The organism is Ruegeria sp. AB9, assembly GCF_056542585.1.
Map to the genome: position 1 here is coordinate 1031674 of NZ_JBQGAA010000001.1, position 20325 is coordinate 1051998.

The following is a 20325-nucleotide window of genomic DNA, read 5'->3' on the forward strand; positions in this document are numbered from 1 at the left end:
GAACAGGTTGCATTGCGCGGCGACGGCTTGCACTCTGGTCATATGTTTTCGATTGAGCATGAATTCGACTCGACGGTCATTACGCTTGTGGACGAAGGTGAAAAGCCTTTGCAGGAAGACGTTGTGATCAACAATTTCGCTGAATGCGTTACCCTTGAGCAATTGGACCCGCGTACCGATCAGATTCAACGGATCACATTGTCACCGGAACAGGTGCGCGATCTGGCGGCTGCGCTGGACCTGCCCGAGGGCGTTTATCAGATTCGCGAAACCGGACCTCAGGGATCATAGACAAACACCTTGATCCGCGCGGATTGCCCCTGCTTCAGTGTCAGGGTTGAAGGTGCAACACCGAGGCATTTTGCAAGGATCAACTGAACAGCGCTATTGGCTTTGCCGTTTTCGGGCAGGACCGTAACGAAAACCCTGATCTGATCTTCTTCAACGATCACACGATCACGGGCCGCCTGAGGCGTGACCTTCAGTTTGAACATGGCCCCGACCTGCGCCAACGCGCTGAGATCCGGTAAATCGCGCAGTTTGGGTTTCGCCATAGTCATCCCCTTCTCTCAATAGTCTTGCATGAAGGACGTTGGAATGAAATTGATCCATGCAATCCGCCGGCGCACCCTTGAAACGGGCTGACCGCCGACCAAGATACAGAGTCGTGATGTAAAGGAAGTTAACATATGTCCCTGAAAAACCCAGCCGCCCTGGAGTTTTTACAGTCGCGCCGATCCCGGCCTGCCAAAACACTGGTTGCACCGGCTCCGACACAGGAAGAGTTGCTGCCTTTGTTGATCGCTGCCGCTCGCAGCCCGGATCACGGAAAACTGGAGCCATGGCGATTTATTGTTCTGGAAAAGGGCGCTATGCCGCGTCTCGCGACCTTGACTGAGGCCTGCGGGCAAAAGCTGGGTAAAAGTCCGGAAGACATTGTCAAAGCGCGCAGCCAATTCGATATGGGACATCTGGCGGTTGCGATCATCGAGGTCCAAAAACCGTCCGAGAAGGTTCCGGCGATCGAACAAACCTATTCAGCTGGCGCGGTCTGTCTGGCGCTGCTGAACGCCGCGCTGGCGGCGGGCTGGGGCGCAAATTGGCTGTCAGGCTGGCAAACGCATGATCGTGACTTCTGCGTCGACGCATTTGGACTTGCAGAAAACGAACGTGTGGCCGGGTTGATTCACATCGCCACCGAGGGAACAGCACCGCCGGAACGCCCGCGACCCGATGCGGCCGCTCTGACGGAATGGGTCACGGAATGATTATCCTGAACGCCTTTTTCAGCGCACTTGGCCAAATTGGAGACCCCAAGTTCCGCGCCGTTTTGCTGCGCGGTGTGGGGTTGACCATCCTCCTGCTGGCTTTCGCCTGCGCAGGTGCGATCTGGTTGATTAACTGGCTGTCGGGCAGTGAAATCTCTCTGCCGTTCGTCGGTGCCGTGCCTTGGCTGAATGACGTTCTGAATTATTCCGGTATCGTGCTCGTCCTGATCCTGCCTGTTTTTCTGATGGTGCCGGTCGCTTCGGCCATCACCTCGATCTTTCTGGATGAGGTTGCACAGGCGGTTGAGGACAAGCATTTTCCGGCATTGCCTCCCTCTCGGCGCATCCCTGTCTCAGAGGCGCTTCTGGACAGTCTCAGTTTCCTTGGAGTACTGATTGGAGCAAACCTGCTGGCGCTGATCCTCTATGCAATTTTCACCCCGCTTGCGCCCTTCATATTCTGGGCCATGAACGGATTCTTGCTGGGGCGGGAGTACTTCACTCTTGCTGCGATGCGAAGGATCGGGCGCGACGGCGCACGTAAGCTGCGGGCCAGGCATTCGACAACGATCTGGGTAGCGGGCACGTTGATGGCCATTCCATTGACGGTGCCACTGGTAAACCTGGTGATCCCAATCATTGGGGCCGCCACATTCACCCATATCTATCACGCTTTGTCAGGCCAAAAGGCCTGACAGAGTTTATCTTGGCTCCAACTGGTTCAGCCAGTCGAAATCCCGCACCGAGATCACACCCGAAAGGATGATCCCGGCAATGATCGCCCAAAGAACGACTGATATGCCGGTGGTGATCCACATCTTTCTTTTCATGTGATGCACTTCCGGCGCGCCCGCATGGGTGCCGGGCACGATGTCGCCCAGATCACCCTGAGTTTTTATGCGAATGGGCAACACCACCAGCAGCGTCATGAACCAGATGACGGCGAACAGTACCAATGCGGCAGTAATGGTCATATCAGGCCCTCCGAAGTTGGGGGATTATACCTGCTCCAGCTCGACCAGGCAGCCGTTGAAATCCTTGGGATGCAGGAACAGAACCGGCTTACCATGTGCACCTATCTTGGGCTCACCCGACCCCAGAACGCGAGCACCGGTTTCCTTCAGATGGTCGCGGGCCGCGATAATGTCTTCGACTTCGTAACACACGTGGTGGATACCGCCGGCCGGGTTCTTTTCCAGAAAACCATTGATCGGGCTGTCATCACCCAGCGGGTACAGCAGCTCGATCTTGGTGTTGGGCAGTTCAATGAACACAACTGTGACCCCGTGATCCGGCTCATCCTGTGGTGCGCCAACTTTGGCACCCAGTGCATTGCGGTATTGCTCGGAAGCCGCCTCAAGATCCGGCACGGCGATGGCAACGTGGTTCAAACGTCCAATCATAGTTCACTCCTCTGTCCTGCGTTGCACGGGTTATGGGGGCTGTTCCATGAAAGGACAAGTGCGCCAAAACGCGCGTTAACGTCGTGTTAGCCAGAACTTCCTAGCGTGAAGCATCTGCTGGATAGGAGAGCTGCCATGGACGATTCGGGTCTACTTGCCACCCCCACCGCCGCGCCCACCGCGACGCGCCCTTTGCTGGGTCAGACCATTCTGGTTGTCGAAGACAGCCGATACGCCTGCGACGCCATCCGCCTGATGTGCCTGCACAGCGGCGCGCGTATTCGCCGCGCGGATTGTCTGAAATCGGCCCGACGACACCTGCAGATCTATCGGCCTTCGGTCATTCTGGTCGATATGGGCCTGCCGGACGGATCCGGCGCCGACCTGATCGCTGAACTGGCGGAGACTACGCCCCGTATCAGCGTCATCATGGGCTTGTCCGGCGATGATACCAACGAAGACATGGCTCTTGTGGCCGGAGCGGATGGTTTTTTATCCAAGCCTTTAAAATCAATGTCTTATTTTCAGAAATCCCTTCTGGAACGTCTGCCGGAGGATCGGCGGCCCAGTGGTCTGCACGCGGTGCGGGATGAAATCATCCATCCAGACCCAATGGCCTATCAGGACGACATGGCCCATATCGCCGATGTGCTCGCAGGTCCAAACGATCATCGCACATTGGATTACGCCGCACAGTTCCTGCAAGGCGTCGCGCGCGAAGCAGATGACAGACCCTTGGCAGAAGCCGCGCGAAAGCTGGCATTGTCACGCGCAAACGGGGCACCGATCACGGCGCAGGCGGCGCAGGTTGCCGGGATGGTGCAGAACCGTCTGGAACAGCGAGAGGCAATTTGAAATGGTCACAGCCTACTTCATCACTGCGACCCTCTTATGCATTTGGGTTTACCGCCAGACACGGCATGCTGCGCACTCCATTCGGGTCAATCGGGACAATCTGGAAAACCCGCTGGACTGACGAGCGCAACGTATAGGGCCCAAAAGAAACCGCCCGCTAGCTGCGGGCGGTTAGTGTTTAGTCTTGCGGGATAATGCGAAGCCCCAGCTCCATCAACTGATCCGAGGTCGGATCTGAAGGTGCATCCATCATCAGGTCTTCGGCGCGCTGATTCATCGGGAACATCATGACTTCGCGGATATTAGCCTCATCCGCCAGCAACATCACGATCCGGTCGATACCAGCCGCGCATCCACCGTGTGGCGGCGCGCCGTAGTGGAACGCGTTGAACAGTGCGCCAAAGCGGGATTTCACTTCATCCTCGCCGTAACCTGCCAGTTCAAAGGCTTTCAGCATGATTTCCGGCTTGTGGTTCCGGATCGCGCCTGAAACCAGTTCGTAGCCATTGCAAGCCAGATCATACTGATACCCACGTACGTCCAGAGGGTTGCCCTGCAGCGCCTCCATACCGCCCTGCGGCATCGAGAACGGGTTATGTTCGAAATCGATCGCGCCGGTTTCTTCATCCTGCTCGTAGATCGGGAAATCCACGATCCAGGCAAAGGCAAAGCGATCTTTTTCGGTCAGCTTCAACTCCTCGCCGATCACGTCACGCGCTTTCCCAGCGACCTTTTCAAAAGCTTTTGGCTTACCACCCAGGAAAAACGCCGCATCACCGACACCCAAACCCAGTTGCTGACGGATAGCCTCGGTGCGCTCTGGGCCGATGTTCTTGGCCAACGGACCTGCGGCTTCCATCCCCTGGCCCTGATCGCGCCAGAAGATATAGCCCATGCCAGGCAGACCTTCTTTTTGGGCAAAGACGTTCATCCGGTCACAGAATTTCCGGCTGCCACCAGTTGGCGCTGGGATAGCGCGGATTTCGGTGCCTTCCTGCTCCAACAGCTTTGCGAAAATCGCAAAGCCAGACCCGCGGAAGTGGTCGGAGACCACTTGCATTTTAATAGGGTTCCGCAGGTCGGGCTTGTCGGTGCCGAACCACAAAGCCGAGTCCTTGTAGGAAATCTGCGGCCACTCCTGATCGACCTTGCGGCCACCGCCGAACTCTTCGAACACGCCGGTCAGAACGGGCTGGATGGTGTCGAATACGTCCTGCTGCTCGACAAACGACATCTCGAGGTCAAGCTGGTAGAAATCGGTGGGCGAGCGGTCGGCACGCGGGTCTTCGTCGCGGAAGCATGGCGCGATCTGGAAATATTTGTCAAAGCCCGACACCATGATCAGCTGTTTGAACAGCTGCGGTGCCTGCGGCAGAGCGTAGAACTTGCCCGGATGCAGGCGCGACGGCACGAGGAAGTCGCGTGCGCCTTCCGGCGAGGATGCGGTGATGATCGGTGTCTGATATTCGCGGAAGCCCTGATCCCACATCCGTTTGCGCATGGATGCGACAACGTCCGAGCGCAGGGTCATGTTCTGCTGCATCGCCTCGCGGCGCAGGTCCAGATAGCGATAGCGCAGGCGGGTTTCCTCGGGATATTCCTGATCGCCGAACACCATCAACGGCAGTTCATCGGCGGCACCCAGAACTTCCAGTTCACGCACGTAAACCTCGATCTCGCCGGTGGGTAGCTTTGCGTTCACTAGTTCCGGGTCACGCGCTTTGACCGTACCATCGATGCGGATGCACCATTCGGAACGCACCTTTTCCAGCTCGGCAAAAGCTGCGCTGTCGCCGTCACACAATACCTGTGTCACACCAAAATGGTCGCGCAGGTCGATGAACAGTACGCCACCGTGATCTCGGACCCGATGCACCCAACCGGACAGGCGAACAGTTTCGCCAACATTGGTGGCGGTCAAGGCGGCGCAGGTGTGGCTGCGATAGGCGTGCATGGATCATATCCCTTCGGGCGCAGAATTCGTCGCGCCGATACACCCTGTCAGGCTCGGAAAGTCAAGGCGGGTCGCCCCGTCAAAACGGCCTTTGCACATTGCCTGAGTAGAAATAGACACCAAGCCCCACAGCAAAGATGATATTGCCCGCAATCGCGTGTAACAGCACCGCGTAAAAGAACGAGCCACGCTGCCGGTAGGCCCATGTGAACAACAACCCGCCCGCGAATGTCATCAGGGCGACGATCCAGCTCCAGTACATCAGGTGAGCGAATGAGAATATGGCGGCGTTCAGCAGATAGGCCGTGCGCCCTTCGGGCAAGATCGCGTGATAGCGGCGGAAGAACAGGGGGCGAAATAGCAATTCTTGCGGCAGGGCTGACAGCAGCGGATAGCCGACCCAGATGAAGGCCAGCATCTCGGGGTGGTGTTTGAGCAGGAAGAACGCGGCATCCGGGCGCGTGATCTGTATCAATCCCACGCAAAACACGGCCATGATGGCGGTGAAAAGCGCCACCTCGCGCAAAGACCAGTTGGCCCAGTCGTAACGCAGCTCGGCCCATTGAAATCCGGGCGTCCTGTGCAAAAGGACGACACCCACCCCCGTCAGGGCAAACAACGCCGGAAACATCCAGTTCGCTGGAAAGAGAACAGCGATCACCAACGGCAGGCCGATAAAGAACAAGCCGAATTCCAGCCGTAGCCGCGGCAGTGCAACCGGCGGACCGATCATCGCGCAGTCTTTGGTCACGTGTCTATCAGCTCCACCCGGATCAGTCCGCGTAACGAATTGCCCATGTAAATAGTTTGCGCATTTTTCAGGTCGGTCAAGGTCAGTACAGCTTCTGCAACTGTTCCATTACCCAGCAGCTCTTCACGCAAAATCCCCGGTAACAGCCCACTGGACAGCGCGGGTGTCAGAACCCGGCCATCAGGCATTTCCAAAAACAGGTTTGTGATGGTGCCTTCACAAAGCTCGTCAAGTTCATTCATGAACAACCATTCATCAATTCCCTCCGGCAATGCAGCACGTGCGGAATCATAGAGAGCACGGTGGGTTGTCTTGTAACGCAACCAAAGATCATTTGAAGCCAGATACCGATCGGACAGGGCTACGCGCCAGATAGGTGGATTGTCTGCCAGCAGACCGGTTGTCAATTCGAACACGCCAGACGCGTCCAACGTCAGGCGGCAACGCAATGGGGTATCGCCGACCGCCGGGTTTAGTGCTGCGGTCGCATCGTCTTTAGTGAAGGAAACCCCAAGGGCCGCTGCCGTGCGGGCCATACGCGCAAGATGGCGATCCTGTCGGACAAACCCTTGCTCAGGCCGGAAGGCCAGTGTTTCGATCAGGCGGAAATCAGGCTCAGCTGATGGGCGAAGCGGGCTTTCCATAGCGCCTCCTCATATTCTGACGGGGCGGTGCTGTCCCATACGACTCCACCGCCTACGTTCAGAGTGGCGCGATCGTCTTCAAGCATCAAGGTGCGGATGGCCACGTTGAACTCGGACCGCCCATCAGGCGCGGCCCAGCCAATGGTGCCGCAATAGATGTCGCGCGCCCATGGCTCTAGCTCGGCCAGAATCTCCATTGCACGGATCTTTGGTGCGCCAGTGATCGACCCGCAGGGAAACAGCGCAGTCAGAATCTCGCCCAGACCGGCGCATTTATGCAGCTGCGCGCGGACCAGCGAGACCATCTGATGAACAGTTGCATAGGTTTCAACACGGAACAGCTCGGGCACATGAACCGATCCGGGCAACGCGACGCGGCTGATGTCGTTGCGCAAAAGATCAACGATCATCAGATTCTCGGCCCGGTTCTTTTCGTCGGTGGTCAGAAAGGCGCGACGTCGCGCATCCTCATCCGGGTCTTCACTGCGCGGTTGCGTGCCCTTCATCGGGCGAGTTTCGATCTTCCCATCCTCGTCCGTGCGGAAAAACAACTCCGGCGAGCGGCTAAGGAGATCGGGCAACCCATCCTGCTGCACCAGCGCACCATGGCCCACCGGCTGCCCTGCTACCAGCGCGGCATATAGCGTTTCGCTATCGCCCAAGACGCTCAGATCAATCGGAAAGGTCAGGTTGGCCTGATAAATATCTCCAGCGCCGATGGCATCATGCACGGTTTGAAAGGCTTGGGTGTAACGCGCCTCGTCCCAACGAGGCCGGAACGTGCCTACTTCGCCCGAAGGCGACGGCAAAGCGACCCGATCCGGTGCGCCATATACCCCAAAGCACAGCAAAGGCAGACGACGTTTTTCAGGCAAAAGGCCATTTAGCCGGGGCTCAAGAACATAGCCCAGTTCGTAACTGGCATATCCTGCCAGCCAGGCACCATCCGCGCGCGCCTCATCCAGTGCCGCCAGAGCCTGGGGCACCTCTTCCGCCAGATCCGCGCGGATAATCTGAGACGGACGCTGAAACCGGGTTCCTCGCCCGGCCGGTCCCTGATCGAAACGAATACGCACTTGCATCCTCAATTGCCGTGAGGGGCCATATAGAGAATACTCCGCCAAGTGAAAGAGGGGAAAGCGGCAATTTCGTCCCCGTTTCCGATACCTCTTGAACCTTTTCGCGCGGTCCCTATAACGCAGGACAATTTGGGCGCTTGGGCGGTGCCCTGACTCGCGGACAATCGAAGGAACAAGGCCATGCCGAGAAGAACCGACATCCAGTCGATCATGATCATCGGGGCGGGCCCCATTGTTATCGGTCAGGCCTGTGAATTCGACTATTCCGGTGCTCAGGCCTGCAAAGCGCTTCGCGAGGAAGGCTACCGGGTCATTCTGGTGAACTCGAACCCTGCGACGATCATGACCGACCCCGGATTGGCTGACGCAACTTATATCGAGCCGATCACGCCGGAAGTTGTCGCCAAGATCATCGAGAAAGAACGCCCCGACGCCCTGTTGCCCACGATGGGCGGACAGACCGGCCTGAACACCTCGCTGGCGCTGGAAGAGATGGGCGTGCTCGAGAAGTTCGGTGTCGAGATGATCGGCGCCAAGCGCGACGCCATCGAAATGGCCGAAGACCGCGCCCTGTTCCGCGAGGCGATGGATCGGCTGGGTCTGGAAAACCCAAAAGCAACCATCGTAACCGCGCCCAAGCGCGAAGACGGTTCCACCGATCTGGATGCCGGCGTGCAGATGGCACTGGATGAGCTGGAAGAAATCGGCCTGCCTGCCATCATCCGCCCTGCCTTTACACTGGGCGGCACCGGCGGAGGCGTGGCCTATAACCGTGAGGATTATATCCATTTTTGCCGCTCGGGCATGGATGCCTCGCCGGTGAACCAAATCCTCGTCGATGAAAGCCTGCTGGGCTGGAAAGAATACGAGATGGAGGTGGTGCGCGACACCGCCGACAACGCCATCATCGTCTGTTCGATCGAAAACGTCGATCCGATGGGCGTGCATACCGGTGACTCGATCACTGTGGCCCCTGCCCTGACGCTGACGGACAAAGAATACCAGATCATGCGCAACGGCTCGATTGCCGTTCTGCGCGAGATCGGCGTTGAGACCGGCGGATCGAACGTGCAATGGGCGATCAACCCCGATGATGGCCGTATGGTCGTGATCGAGATGAACCCGCGCGTGTCGCGGTCGTCCGCGCTGGCGTCCAAGGCGACCGGTTTCCCGATAGCCAAGATCGCGGCCAAGCTGGCCGTTGGTTATACGCTGGACGAGTTGGACAACGACATCACCAAGGTCACGCCCGCCTCGTTCGAGCCGACCATCGACTATGTCGTCACAAAGATCCCGAAATTCGCGTTTGAGAAATTCCCCGGCTCTGAACCCTACCTGACCACCGCCATGAAGTCGGTGGGTGAGGCCATGTCCATCGGTCGCACGATCCACGAATCGATGCAGAAAGCTCTGGCGTCAATGGAATCGGGTCTGACCGGCTTTGATGAGGTCGAAATCCCCGGCCTGAACGTGGGCGTCTGGGACGAGGCCGACGACAAGGCCGCCGTGATCAAGGCGATCAGCCAACAGACGCCCGACCGTCTTCGCACAATCGCGCAGGCCATGCGTCACGGCCTGACCGATGACGAGATTTTCGGCGTTACCAAGTTCGACCCGTGGTTCCTGGCCCGCATTCGCGAGATCATCGAGGCCGAGCGTCAGGTGCGCAAAGACGGCCTGCCTGTCACCGAGGACGGTATCCGCAAGCTGAAAATGTTGGGCTTCACTGACGCGCGTCTGGGCAACCTGACCGGCCGTGAGGAAGATAACGTCCGCCGGGCGCGTCGCAATCTGGGCGTCTCAGCGGTGTTCAAACGCATCGACACCTGTGCCGCCGAGTTCGAAGCGCAGACGCCCTACATGTATTCGACCTACGAAGCCCCGATGATGGGCGAAGTCGAATGCGAAGCGCGACCGTCCGATCGCAAGAAGGTCGTCATTCTGGGCGGCGGTCCGAACCGGATCGGTCAGGGGATCGAGTTCGACTACTGCTGCTGTCACGCCTGTTTCGCGCTGACCGAGGCGGGGTATGAGACCATCATGGTCAACTGCAACCCCGAGACCGTTTCGACCGACTATGACACCTCGGACCGTCTGTATTTCGAGCCGCTGACCTTTGAACACGTGATGGAAATCCTGACGAAGGAACAGGAAAACGGCACGCTGCACGGCGTCATCGTTCAGTTCGGCGGCCAGACCCCGCTGAAACTGGCCAACGCGCTGGAGGCGGAAGGTATTCCAATCCTCGGCACCACGCCGGATGCCATCGATCTGGCCGAAGACCGCGAGCGGTTCCAGGCGCTGGTGAATGAACTGGGCCTGAAGCAGCCAAAAAACGGCATCGCCTCGACCGACGAACAGGCGCTGGAGATTGCCGAAGAGATTGGCTTCCCGCTGGTGATCCGCCCCTCTTATGTGCTGGGCGGTCGTGCGATGGAAATCGTCCGCGATATGGATCAGCTGCGGCGCTACATCAACGAGGCGGTTGTGGTCTCGGGCGACAGCCCCGTTCTGCTGGACAGCTATCTGGCGGGCGCGGTGGAACTGGACGTGGACGCGCTGTGCGATGGCACCGACGTTCACGTCGCGGGCATCATGCAGCATATCGAAGAGGCCGGCGTGCATTCGGGTGACTCGGCCTGTTCGCTGCCGCCTTACTCGCTGTCGAAAGACATCATCCAACAGATCAAGGATCAGGCGTTCAAACTGGCCAAAGCGTTGAACGTTGTCGGCCTGATGAACGTCCAGTTTGCAATCAAGGATGATGAGATTTACCTGATCGAAGTAAACCCGCGCGCCTCGCGCACCGTGCCGTTTGTGGCCAAGGCCACCGACAGTGCGATTGCATCCATTGCCGCGCGTGTCATGGCAGGTGAAAAGCTGGTCAGCTTCCCGCAGCGCCCGCCCTACAAGGCCGTGGACGATACCAAGATTGCAGATCAGATGACACTGGCCGACCCTGATATGCCGTGGTTCTCGGTGAAAGAAGCCGTTCTGCCCTTCGCGCGTTTCCCTGGCGTCGATACGATCCTCGGCCCGGAAATGCGCTCGACTGGCGAGGTCATGGGTTGGGACCGCGATTTCCCGCGCGCCTTCCTCAAGGCACAGATGGGCGCGGGTATGGTCCTGCCGACCTCGGGCCGGGCCTTCATTTCGATCAAGGATGCGGATAAAGGCAAAGCGATGCTGGAGGCCGCGCAGGTGCTGGTCGAACAGGGTTTCACACTGGTCGCGACACGAGGCACGCAAGGCTGGCTGGCCGATCAAGGCGTGCCCTGTGACGTGGTCAACAAGGTCTATGAGGGCCGACCGGACGTGGTCGACATGCTGAAAGACGGTCAGGTTCAACTGCTGATGAATACGACCGAAGGCGCCCAGGCGGTTGAGGACAGCAAAGCCATTCGCTCGATCGCGCTGTACGACAAGATCCCATATTTCACCACAGCCGCCGCCAGCCACGCTGCTGCTCTGGCGATCAAGGCGCAGGCCGAAGGCGATGTCGAGGTGAAATCGCTACAGGGGTAACCCGCCCGGCCTGAGCCACAAATGGCTCATCGATGAACAAACAGATGCGCGCCCGTTGACCTTGTATCAACGGGCGCGCATCTGTTTTCAGGTATAAGGAGTACAAATCAATGCGCACATTTCTGGTTCTCACAATCTTCACCATTCTGGCTGCATGTGATGTGCCGTTTGTTCCATTGATCTGACTGAACCGGGTCCAGCCTTTCAACCAGACCCGGGCAAAACCTGTTTTCAGGCGGCCTGTGCCTCGCGTTTCTCGTCCCGCCTAAAGAAAAGCAGGTAGAACACCGGTGCGGCGACCATTGTCAGGACGGTTGCAAATGCCAACCCTCCCATGATCGTCACCGCCATCGAGACGAAGAACGCATCGGTCAGCAACGGCGCCATGCCAAGAATGGTCGTAATCGCAGCCAGCATAACAGGGCGCAAACGGGAAACCGAGGCTTCCACGATGGACTCGCGCAAAGGTTTACCTGTGGCGCGGACAAGGTCGATCTCTTCCACCAGAACAATGCCGTTCTTGATCAGCATGCCTGACAGGCTGAGCAGACCAAGAAGGGCTGTAAAGGTGAAGGGCAGCCCTGTTCCCAGCAGGCCGATCACCACGCCGTTCACCGACATCGGCACCAGCAGCCAGATAATGATCGGCTGGCGGATCGCATTGAACAACAGGACCGAGATCAGCACCATGATCAGCAGGCTCAGCGGCAATTGTTTGCCCAGACTTTCCTGCGCATCGCGCGAGTTCTCGAATTCGCCACCCCACTCCATCTTGTAGCCCTGTGGCAGTTCGATCGCCTCGATGGCGTCCCGCACTTCGGCATGGATCTGTGCCGCTGTCAGGTCGGGTGGGATATCTGCACCAACCGTGATGGTCAGAACACGGTCGCGACGATGAACCAGCGTATTGAGCGATTTGTACTCGAATCCGTCGACCATCTGTTCGATTGGTACAAACTTCTCTGACTGGTCCGAATACACTACCTGATCGACGATTGAGTAGTCCCCGTCCGCCGGTCGGCGCAGTATGATCGGGATCAGTCGGTCGCGCTCACGCAGCACCCCGCCTGTGAGGCCATCGGTCGAGAATTGCAGTGTGGCGGCAATATCCTCGCGCGTAACCCCTGCCGTCTGTGCCCGTTCGGTGGCATAGATCGGCTGAACCGCCAGTTCCTGTTCGCGCCAGTCGTGGTGGACGAGCAGCGCGTTGGGCGAAGCCGAAGCCATGCGCTGCACGGCCTCGTCGGCAAGCTGACGCAGCACAACTGGATCGCTGCCTGAGAACCGGGCCTGGATCGGGTCACCTCCGCCTGGGCCAAAGACCAGACGTTTGGTGCCGAACTCACCTTCGGGGAACTGGACGGACCCGAACGCTTCCAGATCCGCCTGCAGGGCCGGTATGTCATCCAGACTTTCGGTGCGGATGATCATGTGACCATAGCTCGGATTCGGTTTTTCCGCCGAATAGGTCAGCATGAACCGGGTTGCGCCCTGCCCCACGAAGGTTGTGACGGACACCACATCATCGCGATCGGCCAGCCAGTTTTCGAACACCGCCATATCCTGAGCAGTGCGCGCAATCGGTGTGCCCTGCGGCAGCTTGTAGTGGACAAAGAAAAGGGGCGTGTTCGAGTTGGGGAAGAACTGCTGTTTCATCAGCCCGAACCCGGCGTAGCAGACAACCGTCACACCGATGAGCCCGGCAACAACCAGCCAGCGGAAGCGCAGCGCAAAACGCAGGATCGCGCCGTAGATGCGGAACAGGATACCGCCGTAAGCGTCGATCTCACCTTCCTTGCCCTGCTTGAAAAAGTAGTGACCCAGCAACGGTGTGACCGTGATGGCCAGTATCCAGCTGAGCAACAGCGAAATGCCGATCACTGCAAACAGTGAGAACAGAAACTCACCCGTCGCATCCGGGCTGAGACCGATCCCCGCAAAGGCCATGATGCCGATCACGGTTGCGCCCAGCAGAGGGATCTGGGTTTTCGACGCCACATCTTCAGCCGCTTCGCGCGAGGGCCTGCCGCGCAGCATCGCAATCTGCATCCCTTCGGCCACCACGATGGCGTTGTCCACCAGCATCCCCATGGCGATGATCAGGGCACCAAGCGAAATCCGCTCCATCTCGATGGAAAACAGCGACATGAACAGAAGCGTGCCGACCACGGTCAACAACAGGGTCGAGCCCACAACAATAGCCGCACGCCAACCCATGAAGATACCCAGCACGGCGACCACGATGGCCACCGACATGGCAAGGTTCACAAGAAAGTCGTTCGAGGCCTGCTCGACCACCACATGTTGCTGGTAGATAGGCAGGATTTCGACACCAAAGGGAATGTCTGTATTCAGTTCCGCGAACTTCGCATCCGCTCGCTTGCCAACTTCGACGATGTTTTCCGTGGCCAGACCCGCAATGCCGAGGGTGAAGGCTTCGGTCCCGTTATAACGGATCATAATATCCGGATCGTTCTGCCGCGCGCGGTAGACATCGGACATGTCGAACAGGTTGATCACCTGCCCTTGCGAACCGACGGACAGCCCCGCAATGGCCGATACACTGTCGGACCCTTCAGCCGTCAGAATCGTAGTGCGGTCGTTTTCCGAACGCAGAGACCCCGAGGAATTCACTGAATCCGCATTGGCGATGGCTTCGTTGATCGCTTGCAGCGGTACGTTTTGGTTCACCGAAATCGCCAGATCGGGTTCCACAAAGATCGCCTCATCCGGCAGGCCCTGAACTTCGACATCGGCGACGCCGTCAACAGTCAGCAATTCCCGCCGCAGGAACGTTGCCAGTTCATGCTTTTCGGCGTCGGAAAACCCTTCGGCGGTCACGGCATAGAACAGTCCGAACACATCGCCAAACCCGTCATTCACATAAGGTTGGCTGACCCCGGACGGTAAACCTCGCGCGGCGTCGCGCACCTTGGCCCTCAGCCGAGTCCAGATGGCAGGCAGTTCGTTACCGTCATAGGTCGACTTGATCTCAACTTCGATCAGTGATTGTCCGGGTTGGTTGACCGAGGTGATAGCGTCCACCTCGCCCATTTGCTGAATAGCCGATTCAAGCGGCTCGGACACCTCCAGCGCCACCTGTTCCGCCGTGGCACCAGGGTATTGCGTGGCAATAACCGCGTTTTTGATCGTAAAGGCCGGGTCTTCCAACCGACCAAGCGACATGAATCCCCAGATGCCCCCAAACAGGGCAATGAGGATGATCAGCCATGTGTAAAGCGGCCGATCAATTGAGGCGCGAGCGATGTTCATGCGTCAGCACCTCAGTTCGCGAAGCCGGTGAACCGGCGCACAGACTGACCGTCTGTCAGCACAGCGCCGCCGGCAACAACAATCTCGTCTCCGTCGGACAAGCCCGACAGCACCCGAACGTCGCCGGTTTGCGTGGGTTCAATTGTCACCGGAACGCGGCGGATGGTGCCTTCATTCGCACCAGCCGGAGAGAATACCATAACGCTCAGTTCGCCAGTTGCGTCAGAGACAACGGCCGTCGCTGGCACGACGATGCCTGTGTGCCCATCCCGAACCTGAACGTTGACGGTGACGGACGAGCCTGGGAGGATTTGCAGCCCCTCGGGCGGGGTCAGGCCGAACTGAATGCGGAAGGTCTGCCCGACGCTGGAAGTTTCAGCGTCGAATTCACGGATTTCAAGCGGAAAGACCTCATCACTGACGGGAAATTTCGCGGTGATCGTAATGTCGTCATTCTGGCCAGAGCGCTGAAACAAGATCTCGGGCACATCCACTTCGATGCGCAATTCGGACATGTCGTGGATGCGGACGATGGGAGCGCCTGCCGAGACGGTGGTGAAAGCCTCGACCGCGCGGCTGGAGACCAGCGCGTCAAATGGTGCAGTCAGCGTTGCATGTTCCAGCTCGTATTCCGCGTCGCGCAGAGCGATTGCTGCTAGTTGCGCCTCGGTTTCTGCGTCATCCACGGCCACCTGACTGGCCGTTGTACCCCGCAGGCGCGACAGGCGCGCGACGGTGCGGTCAGCCTGTTCCTTTTGCAACTGCGCCCGGTCCAGGCGCAGCTCAAACGGCTCCTGATCCAGCCGCGCGATCAGGCCGTCCTTGGGGATCACGAAGCCCTCGTTGATGGGCATCTCAACGATCTGACCTGCCACTTGAAAAGCCAGGTCGACAGTCTGGCGCGCGGCAACACGGCCGAAAAACTGCCGGGTGAAGCCGGGCGCCGTTTCGCGCACCTGCACTAGTTTCACCGGTTTCGGGGTTTCTTGAGCGGCAATTGGGGTTGCCAGAACGGCCAGCGCAAGGCCGACAGAGGTCAGGAGTTTCATTTATTCAGTCCCTCGGGAATTCCCGTTTTCAAAACGTTGTCACGGATTTTGCGCGCCAGTCGTGCGAATTCGGCAGTTTCTTCTTCGTTCAGACCCGAGGCCCTGTGAAACAGGTCTCCGGCTTCGGCCACCAGCATGTTGCGGGCCTCTTCGCCTTGCTCAGTCAACACCAGCAACCATGCACGGCGGTCTTCGGGGTCACGCTCGCGCGTCAGATAACCTGCTGTTTCGAGGGAATCTGCTGTGGCCGTGATCGTAGAGGGGACACTCAGCATGTCCGCGGCCAGCACCCCCATGCGCTTTGGCTGATCCAGCTTGATCAGCATGTGGCATTCGGGGTGACTCAGGTCGGTTTCGATACAGTCAAATGTCTCTTCCAGTTTCCAGTACAGGGCATACACCCCCATGATCGCCTGAATCTCGGGGCTGAGGCGGCCAAGTCTGGTACTGATATCATCGGGCATTGGGGATCTCCGCGCGCATTGGGGAGGGCATATATTTCAATTTCTGAACTATTCAAGATATGAAACTGCGCTTTCGCTTACATTCCCTTGGGTCAACATACCTTGATCAAATCACACCATGACTGCATTTTGAGCAAATCCGAAACATTCAGGGCCCGCCATGTATACCCCCGCCATCACCGGTACCGGTGTCTTCACGCCTCAGAACGTCATCACCAATGCCGAGCTTGTCGAAGCATTCAACGCTTATGCGGACAAACAGAACGCAGAGAATGCCGAAGCTATCGCCGCGGGGCGCATGGAAGCGATGCAGCATTCATCCGAAGAGTTCATCATCAAGGCATCGGGGATCGAGAACCGTTACGTGATGGACAAGGCTGGTGTGCTGGACCCTGACGTGATGCACCCGTCGCTGCGCCAGCGCAGCGACGAGGAGCCCGGCATCATGACCGAGATGGCAGTCGATGCCTGCAAGAAGGCGCTGGCGCAAGCGGGGCGCACAGCGGCGGATGTTGATCTGGTGGTCTGCGCGGCGTCGAACCACGAACGCGCATACCCGGCGATTGCGATCGAAATTCAGCAGGAATTGGGGATCAACGGGTTCGGCTTTGACATGAACGTCGCCTGTTCCTCGGCCACATTCGGCATTCAGGCCGCCGCGGATATGGTGCGCTCTGGGTCGGTCCGCGCTGCCTTGGTCGTGAATCCTGAAATCTGCTCGGGCCATCTGGAGTGGCGCGACCGGGATTGTCACTTCATCTTTGGCGATGTGGCGACGGCGACCCTGATCGAACGGATCGAAGACGCGCAAGGCCCGCATTTCGAGATCTTGTCAACGCGCTGTGCCACCACTTTTTCCAACAACATCCGCAACAACAACGGGTTCCTGCGCCGCTCCCGCCCGGACGGGTTGATCGACCGGCGTGACATGCAGTTCATGCAGAATGGGCGGAAAGTGTTCAAGGAAGTACTGCCCATGGTCAGCAGGCACATCAGCGACCATATGGATGCCGAAGGGGTCGGCAACACCGACCTGAAACGCCTGTGGCTGCATCAGGCCAACAAGACGATGAACGACTTCATCGGCAAGAAGGTTCTGGGCCGCGAACCTGCGGCGGGCGAGCAACCGAACATCCTGCAGGATTACGCCAACACCTCATCCGCCGGGTCGATCATTGCCTTTTCAAAATACTCCGATGACATGCAGGAAGGCGATCTGGGCCTGATCTGTTCTTTTGGAGCCGGTTATTCGGTTGGGTCGGTGATCGTGAAACGCCACGCCTGATTGCCGCCGCACGCCCTGCCAATCGGCCCAGAGGCCTCTATTGAGTGCCAGTCACCTTGAAGATCTGAAAGGGAGCCTCTGCGGCGCCCTGAATCCGAGTGAGATATGCTGGTTTCTCGCCCTCGGCCAATCGTGCTTGCAAACCGCGACCCTGTGATGCCCAGGACCAGAAGTCGGCCCGCGGCGCCGGTGCGCAAAGCAGGACGTAATCCACGCCCAGCTCGGCCAAACGTGGTCCGACCTGAGACGCATCTGCACGGAACAAGTCGATCTGCGCCAGAATCCCTGCCTGATTCCGATGATAATTCCCCGCCAGAACAGAGTGATCCGTATAGTGCAGTGCATTGGCCGCATAATCGAAATCAACCAATATCAGTCCGGAGGGAAGATCACGCAAATCGGCATAGGCCTCCTGCGTTTGGCAGGAAGCACCGGGGCGTTCCGACGCCTTTCCAGCTGATATGGCCGGCGCTGCCAGAGATGGCCCTGCAATACGTCCCAGCTGTTCCTCGATGCTGGTGCCGATTTTCGGCGAGATGCAGAGGATAAAAGCAACCATCGCAAGCCCAGATAGCGTACGTCTGTTGTTCGCATAAGTGGTGTACAGGACACGCAGGATCTGCGCCTGAACGGCCACCAGCGAAATGCCCAGAAACGTCATCATTCTAGACTGATAGAGGAAAACGACCAGGCTGGTTACGATTAGCGCCAGAAACAGAGTGTAGTCCAGTCTGAAGGGTGACCTGACCGCAAAGATCAGGGCGGCTGCCATCGTGACGATTGCCATCGCGAGCAAGGCCAGAACTTCGCCCCGGTGCAACTCCAAAACAACGTTGATTTTCTGCGCTTCTGCCACCTGGCTCAGCCAGTAATCCCGCATGTCCCGAGGCAAAGCTTCGATTGGGTTGCTAAGGCAGTGCGGGGCAAAGGCATAAGCGCAAGCCAGTGTCACCACACCAACCGCAAGGCACCCGCCGACGCGGACCCGAAGCGACCAACCGGACCCGACCCAGGCCACAGCGCAAAGACCCAGCGCGGCGATACTTGCCGGTAAGGCTACACTGAGTGTCAGGGCGTCACAGCTTGGGAACAGAAAAGCCTCTTGTCCTGTCGTCGCGAGGCTGGTCAGCACAAGCGTCGCGGTCAGTCCGGCACCAAATGCCATGGTCGGGCGCCGGGTCAGTTCGCCATTTATGATCCAGTCAATGGCAAAAAACACTGCGATAAGCGCGATCTGCAATATCGATTCGGTGCCAATAGATACCGAAAGCGCCAGACAGGCACCCAGCAACCACCCGGCATATGGCTTGTCCCTGCGCAGGGCAAAGAACATCAGGGCCGTTGCGAACAGAAGAATCTGAGCGTTGTGGTGATCAAACGAAAAATAGTCGAACTTCCGGGAATGTTGGAGCGCTAGCACACCGACAACCAGCGCCGAAACTGCCCCTTCACGCGCACCCAGTACACTTCCGGTCACTGCAAAGACCCACAAGGTCAGACCCGCCAGTATTGAGGGCCAGGCAAAAGCCGTCACCTGAAGGGCGATATCTGGGGGCAAAACCAACCCGAGTGTTCCGTAAAGTGCAGCAATCGGGGCGTCGATCAGTCGGGACCAATGCATCAGTGTGCCGCCTTCGGGCCCCAGCCGGTGTTGATAGCCGTCGAACCAGCCCTGCCCCTGCAACAGGTCCTGGACGACCACCCAGCGCATCACATCGTCAGACCCTTCCTGATGACCGCTGAAGGCCACCAGAGCAAGAAGTGCGGCGTAGGCGCATACAAAAACTCGCAGAACAAACCGGTCTGCGAACATACTGTATGGTCCCTGCGAATTCTGCATGGCGCTCTGCCCTTGACGATATTGCCCGCAACGACCCCTACAGGGCAGACGTGACTGAATTGAGGCAATAGCCTCAGTCAGCGCTCCTGCCTTTCTGCGCATAAAAACAGGCAATCGCCATAGGCGGAGTTTGGCCGGTCATGGGCGCAAAGGGTCAGGAACGGGCCTAGCTGACGCTTTCTTCTTCCAGGTGCAACTTCATCTCAATCAGAACCTGTTGCAGCAAACTGGTTTCTTTCAGCAGCCGTTTGGCTTCGTTGACTGTGATAATTCCATCTTCGATGGCGGCCTGATATTCGGTCATCAGCATCGCAAACCGCTGACTGAGCGCAATGACGTCCGAATTTACACCACCGGTGCGCGGTGTGGTTGTGTTGCGGTCGCTGTAGGATAACGTGATGTTTTTCAGATCCGCCAAAGCCGACGTCACGTGCGGGTAAGTCGCCGCGTTTTCAAGGCGGGCAACTGCATCCACAGGCATAAACCTGTCCCCATGTTCAGCATTGTCGGAATAGTATCGTCCTAAAGTTGCCTTGGATTTCCCTGTAATTTCACATGCGGCTTCGATTCCAACATCTTTAACCAGCGCTTCTGTGTGTTTTTTCAGATAGGCCCCGATATCTGCCATTGTATTACCTTTGTTACCTGCAAACGCCTGCCCGATGTCCAGACGGGGGAAAGCGTGGGGAAATTTCCCATAACCGAGTCATAATTGAAATGTCATACATTGGCTATCCCTCAGATATGCGGGGGATTTTGTGAGTGAGTGGCGGCAGTTCTTGCCGGTAACGAGTAATTGCAGGGTGAATTTGTTGTGCCTTGCTCCGTTTTGGCCACATGTTGGCCGACGGCGTCGCTGTTGCAGATGTGGGGGTTCCATCCCCTAGAGCGTAGCTCGGCCTCTGCAAACGCAACGGCGACGTCGCTCCACCAAA

Annotated in this window: 18 protein-coding genes; 6 read left to right on the forward strand and 12 right to left on the reverse strand. The window is 58.1% G+C overall.

Annotation, left to right across the window (positions count from 1 at the left end; translation table 11 throughout):
• The first annotated feature begins 42 nt into the window (after positions 1-42).
• Entirely contained in the window at positions 43-291 is a 249-nt protein-coding gene (locus ACR0K5_RS05230; RefSeq protein WP_299642146.1) for a hypothetical protein, read from the forward strand.
• On the opposite strand, the gene ACR0K5_RS05235 is transcribed toward ACR0K5_RS05230, so the two are convergent.
• The gene (locus tag ACR0K5_RS05235) at positions 279-554 is read right to left on the reverse strand and encodes a DUF167 domain-containing protein (protein ID WP_480628650.1); all 276 of its coding nucleotides are present in this window, start codon (positions 552-554) and stop codon (positions 279-281) included. The genes ACR0K5_RS05230 and ACR0K5_RS05235 overlap by 13 nt on opposite strands.
• A gap of 135 nt (positions 555-689) precedes the next feature.
• On the opposite strand from ACR0K5_RS05235, the gene ACR0K5_RS05240 reads away from it, so the two are divergent.
• Together ACR0K5_RS05240 and ACR0K5_RS05245 are read left to right on the forward strand one after the other, a co-directional pair.
• Positions 690-1268 (forward strand): nitroreductase family protein, encoded by a 579-nt coding sequence (locus ACR0K5_RS05240; protein ID WP_480628651.1) that lies wholly within the window; start codon positions 690-692, stop codon positions 1266-1268.
• On the forward strand, positions 1265-1963 hold the full coding sequence (locus tag ACR0K5_RS05245) for an EI24 domain-containing protein (RefSeq protein ID WP_480628652.1): 699 nt from the start codon (positions 1265-1267) through the stop codon (positions 1961-1963). The genes ACR0K5_RS05240 and ACR0K5_RS05245 overlap by 4 nt, the downstream gene beginning before the upstream one ends.
• Before the next feature lie 6 nt (positions 1964-1969).
• On the opposite strand, the gene ACR0K5_RS05250 is transcribed toward ACR0K5_RS05245, so the two are convergent.
• Together ACR0K5_RS05250 and mce are read right to left on the reverse strand one after the other, a co-directional pair.
• Positions 1970-2242 carry a DUF1467 family protein gene (locus ACR0K5_RS05250; protein WP_117867937.1) on the reverse strand — a complete coding sequence of 91 codons (273 nt, stop codon included), beginning with the start codon at positions 2240-2242 and terminating at the stop codon, positions 1970-1972.
• Between the two features lie 24 nt (positions 2243-2266).
• Positions 2267-2671: a methylmalonyl-CoA epimerase gene (mce, locus tag ACR0K5_RS05255; protein ID WP_109313240.1), complete on the reverse strand. Its 405-nt coding sequence runs from the start codon at positions 2669-2671 to the stop codon at positions 2267-2269.
• A gap of 135 nt (positions 2672-2806) precedes the next feature.
• On the opposite strand from mce, the gene ACR0K5_RS05260 reads away from it, so the two are divergent.
• Positions 2807-3526, forward strand: a complete 720-nt coding sequence (locus ACR0K5_RS05260) for a response regulator (protein WP_480628653.1) — start codon at positions 2807-2809, stop codon at positions 3524-3526.
• 178 nt (positions 3527-3704) lie between these two features.
• Here ACR0K5_RS05260 and aspS read toward each other — a convergent pair whose 3' ends face one another.
• From aspS to ACR0K5_RS05280, 4 genes are all read right to left on the reverse strand, one after another.
• The gene (aspS, locus tag ACR0K5_RS05265; protein ID WP_480628654.1) at positions 3705-5480 is read right to left on the reverse strand and encodes an aspartate--tRNA ligase; all 1776 of its coding nucleotides are present in this window, start codon (positions 5478-5480) and stop codon (positions 3705-3707) included.
• Between the two features lie 79 nt (positions 5481-5559).
• On the reverse strand, positions 5560-6231 hold the full coding sequence (locus ACR0K5_RS05270) for a CPBP family intramembrane glutamic endopeptidase (protein WP_480628655.1): 672 nt from the start codon (positions 6229-6231) through the stop codon (positions 5560-5562).
• Positions 6228-6875: an aminotransferase class IV family protein gene (locus ACR0K5_RS05275; RefSeq protein WP_480628656.1), complete on the reverse strand. Its 648-nt coding sequence runs from the start codon at positions 6873-6875 to the stop codon at positions 6228-6230. Before ACR0K5_RS05275 ends, ACR0K5_RS05270 begins: the two co-directional genes overlap by 4 nt.
• On the reverse strand, positions 6830-7957 hold the full coding sequence (locus ACR0K5_RS05280) for an aminodeoxychorismate synthase component I (RefSeq protein ID WP_480628657.1): 1128 nt from the start codon (positions 7955-7957) through the stop codon (positions 6830-6832). The genes ACR0K5_RS05275 and ACR0K5_RS05280 overlap by 46 nt, the downstream gene beginning before the upstream one ends.
• A gap of 177 nt (positions 7958-8134) precedes the next feature.
• Here ACR0K5_RS05280 and carB point away from each other — a divergent pair, with 177 nt between their 5' ends.
• Complete coding sequence (gene carB / locus ACR0K5_RS05285) at positions 8135-11479, forward strand: carbamoyl-phosphate synthase large subunit (RefSeq protein ID WP_480628658.1); 3345 nt, start codon at positions 8135-8137, stop codon at positions 11477-11479.
• A gap of 231 nt (positions 11480-11710) precedes the next feature.
• On the opposite strand, the gene ACR0K5_RS05290 is transcribed toward carB, so the two are convergent.
• From ACR0K5_RS05290 to ACR0K5_RS05300, 3 genes are read right to left on the reverse strand one after another with little or no spacing between them, the layout of a single operon-like run.
• On the reverse strand, positions 11711-14752 hold the full coding sequence (locus ACR0K5_RS05290; protein ID WP_480628659.1) for an efflux RND transporter permease subunit: 3042 nt from the start codon (positions 14750-14752) through the stop codon (positions 11711-11713).
• Between the two features lie 11 nt (positions 14753-14763).
• Complete coding sequence (locus ACR0K5_RS05295) at positions 14764-15801, reverse strand: efflux RND transporter periplasmic adaptor subunit (protein WP_480628660.1); 1038 nt, start codon at positions 15799-15801, stop codon at positions 14764-14766.
• Entirely contained in the window at positions 15798-16265 is a 468-nt protein-coding gene (locus tag ACR0K5_RS05300; RefSeq protein WP_480628661.1) for a MarR family winged helix-turn-helix transcriptional regulator, read from the reverse strand. Before ACR0K5_RS05300 ends, ACR0K5_RS05295 begins: the two co-directional genes overlap by 4 nt.
• A 160-nt stretch (positions 16266-16425) precedes the next feature.
• On the opposite strand from ACR0K5_RS05300, the gene ACR0K5_RS05305 reads away from it, so the two are divergent.
• Positions 16426-17550, forward strand: a complete 1125-nt coding sequence (locus tag ACR0K5_RS05305; protein ID WP_480628662.1) for a beta-ketoacyl-ACP synthase III — start codon at positions 16426-16428, stop codon at positions 17548-17550.
• 37 nt (positions 17551-17587) lie between these two features.
• Here ACR0K5_RS05305 and ACR0K5_RS05310 read toward each other — a convergent pair whose 3' ends face one another.
• Together ACR0K5_RS05310 and ACR0K5_RS05315 are read right to left on the reverse strand one after the other, a co-directional pair.
• Positions 17588-19363: a hypothetical protein gene (locus tag ACR0K5_RS05310; RefSeq protein WP_480628663.1), complete on the reverse strand. Its 1776-nt coding sequence runs from the start codon at positions 19361-19363 to the stop codon at positions 17588-17590.
• 193 nt (positions 19364-19556) lie between these two features.
• Positions 19557-20018, reverse strand: a complete 462-nt coding sequence (locus ACR0K5_RS05315; protein WP_480628664.1) for a hypothetical protein — start codon at positions 20016-20018, stop codon at positions 19557-19559.
• Positions 20019-20325 lie beyond the last annotated feature (307 nt).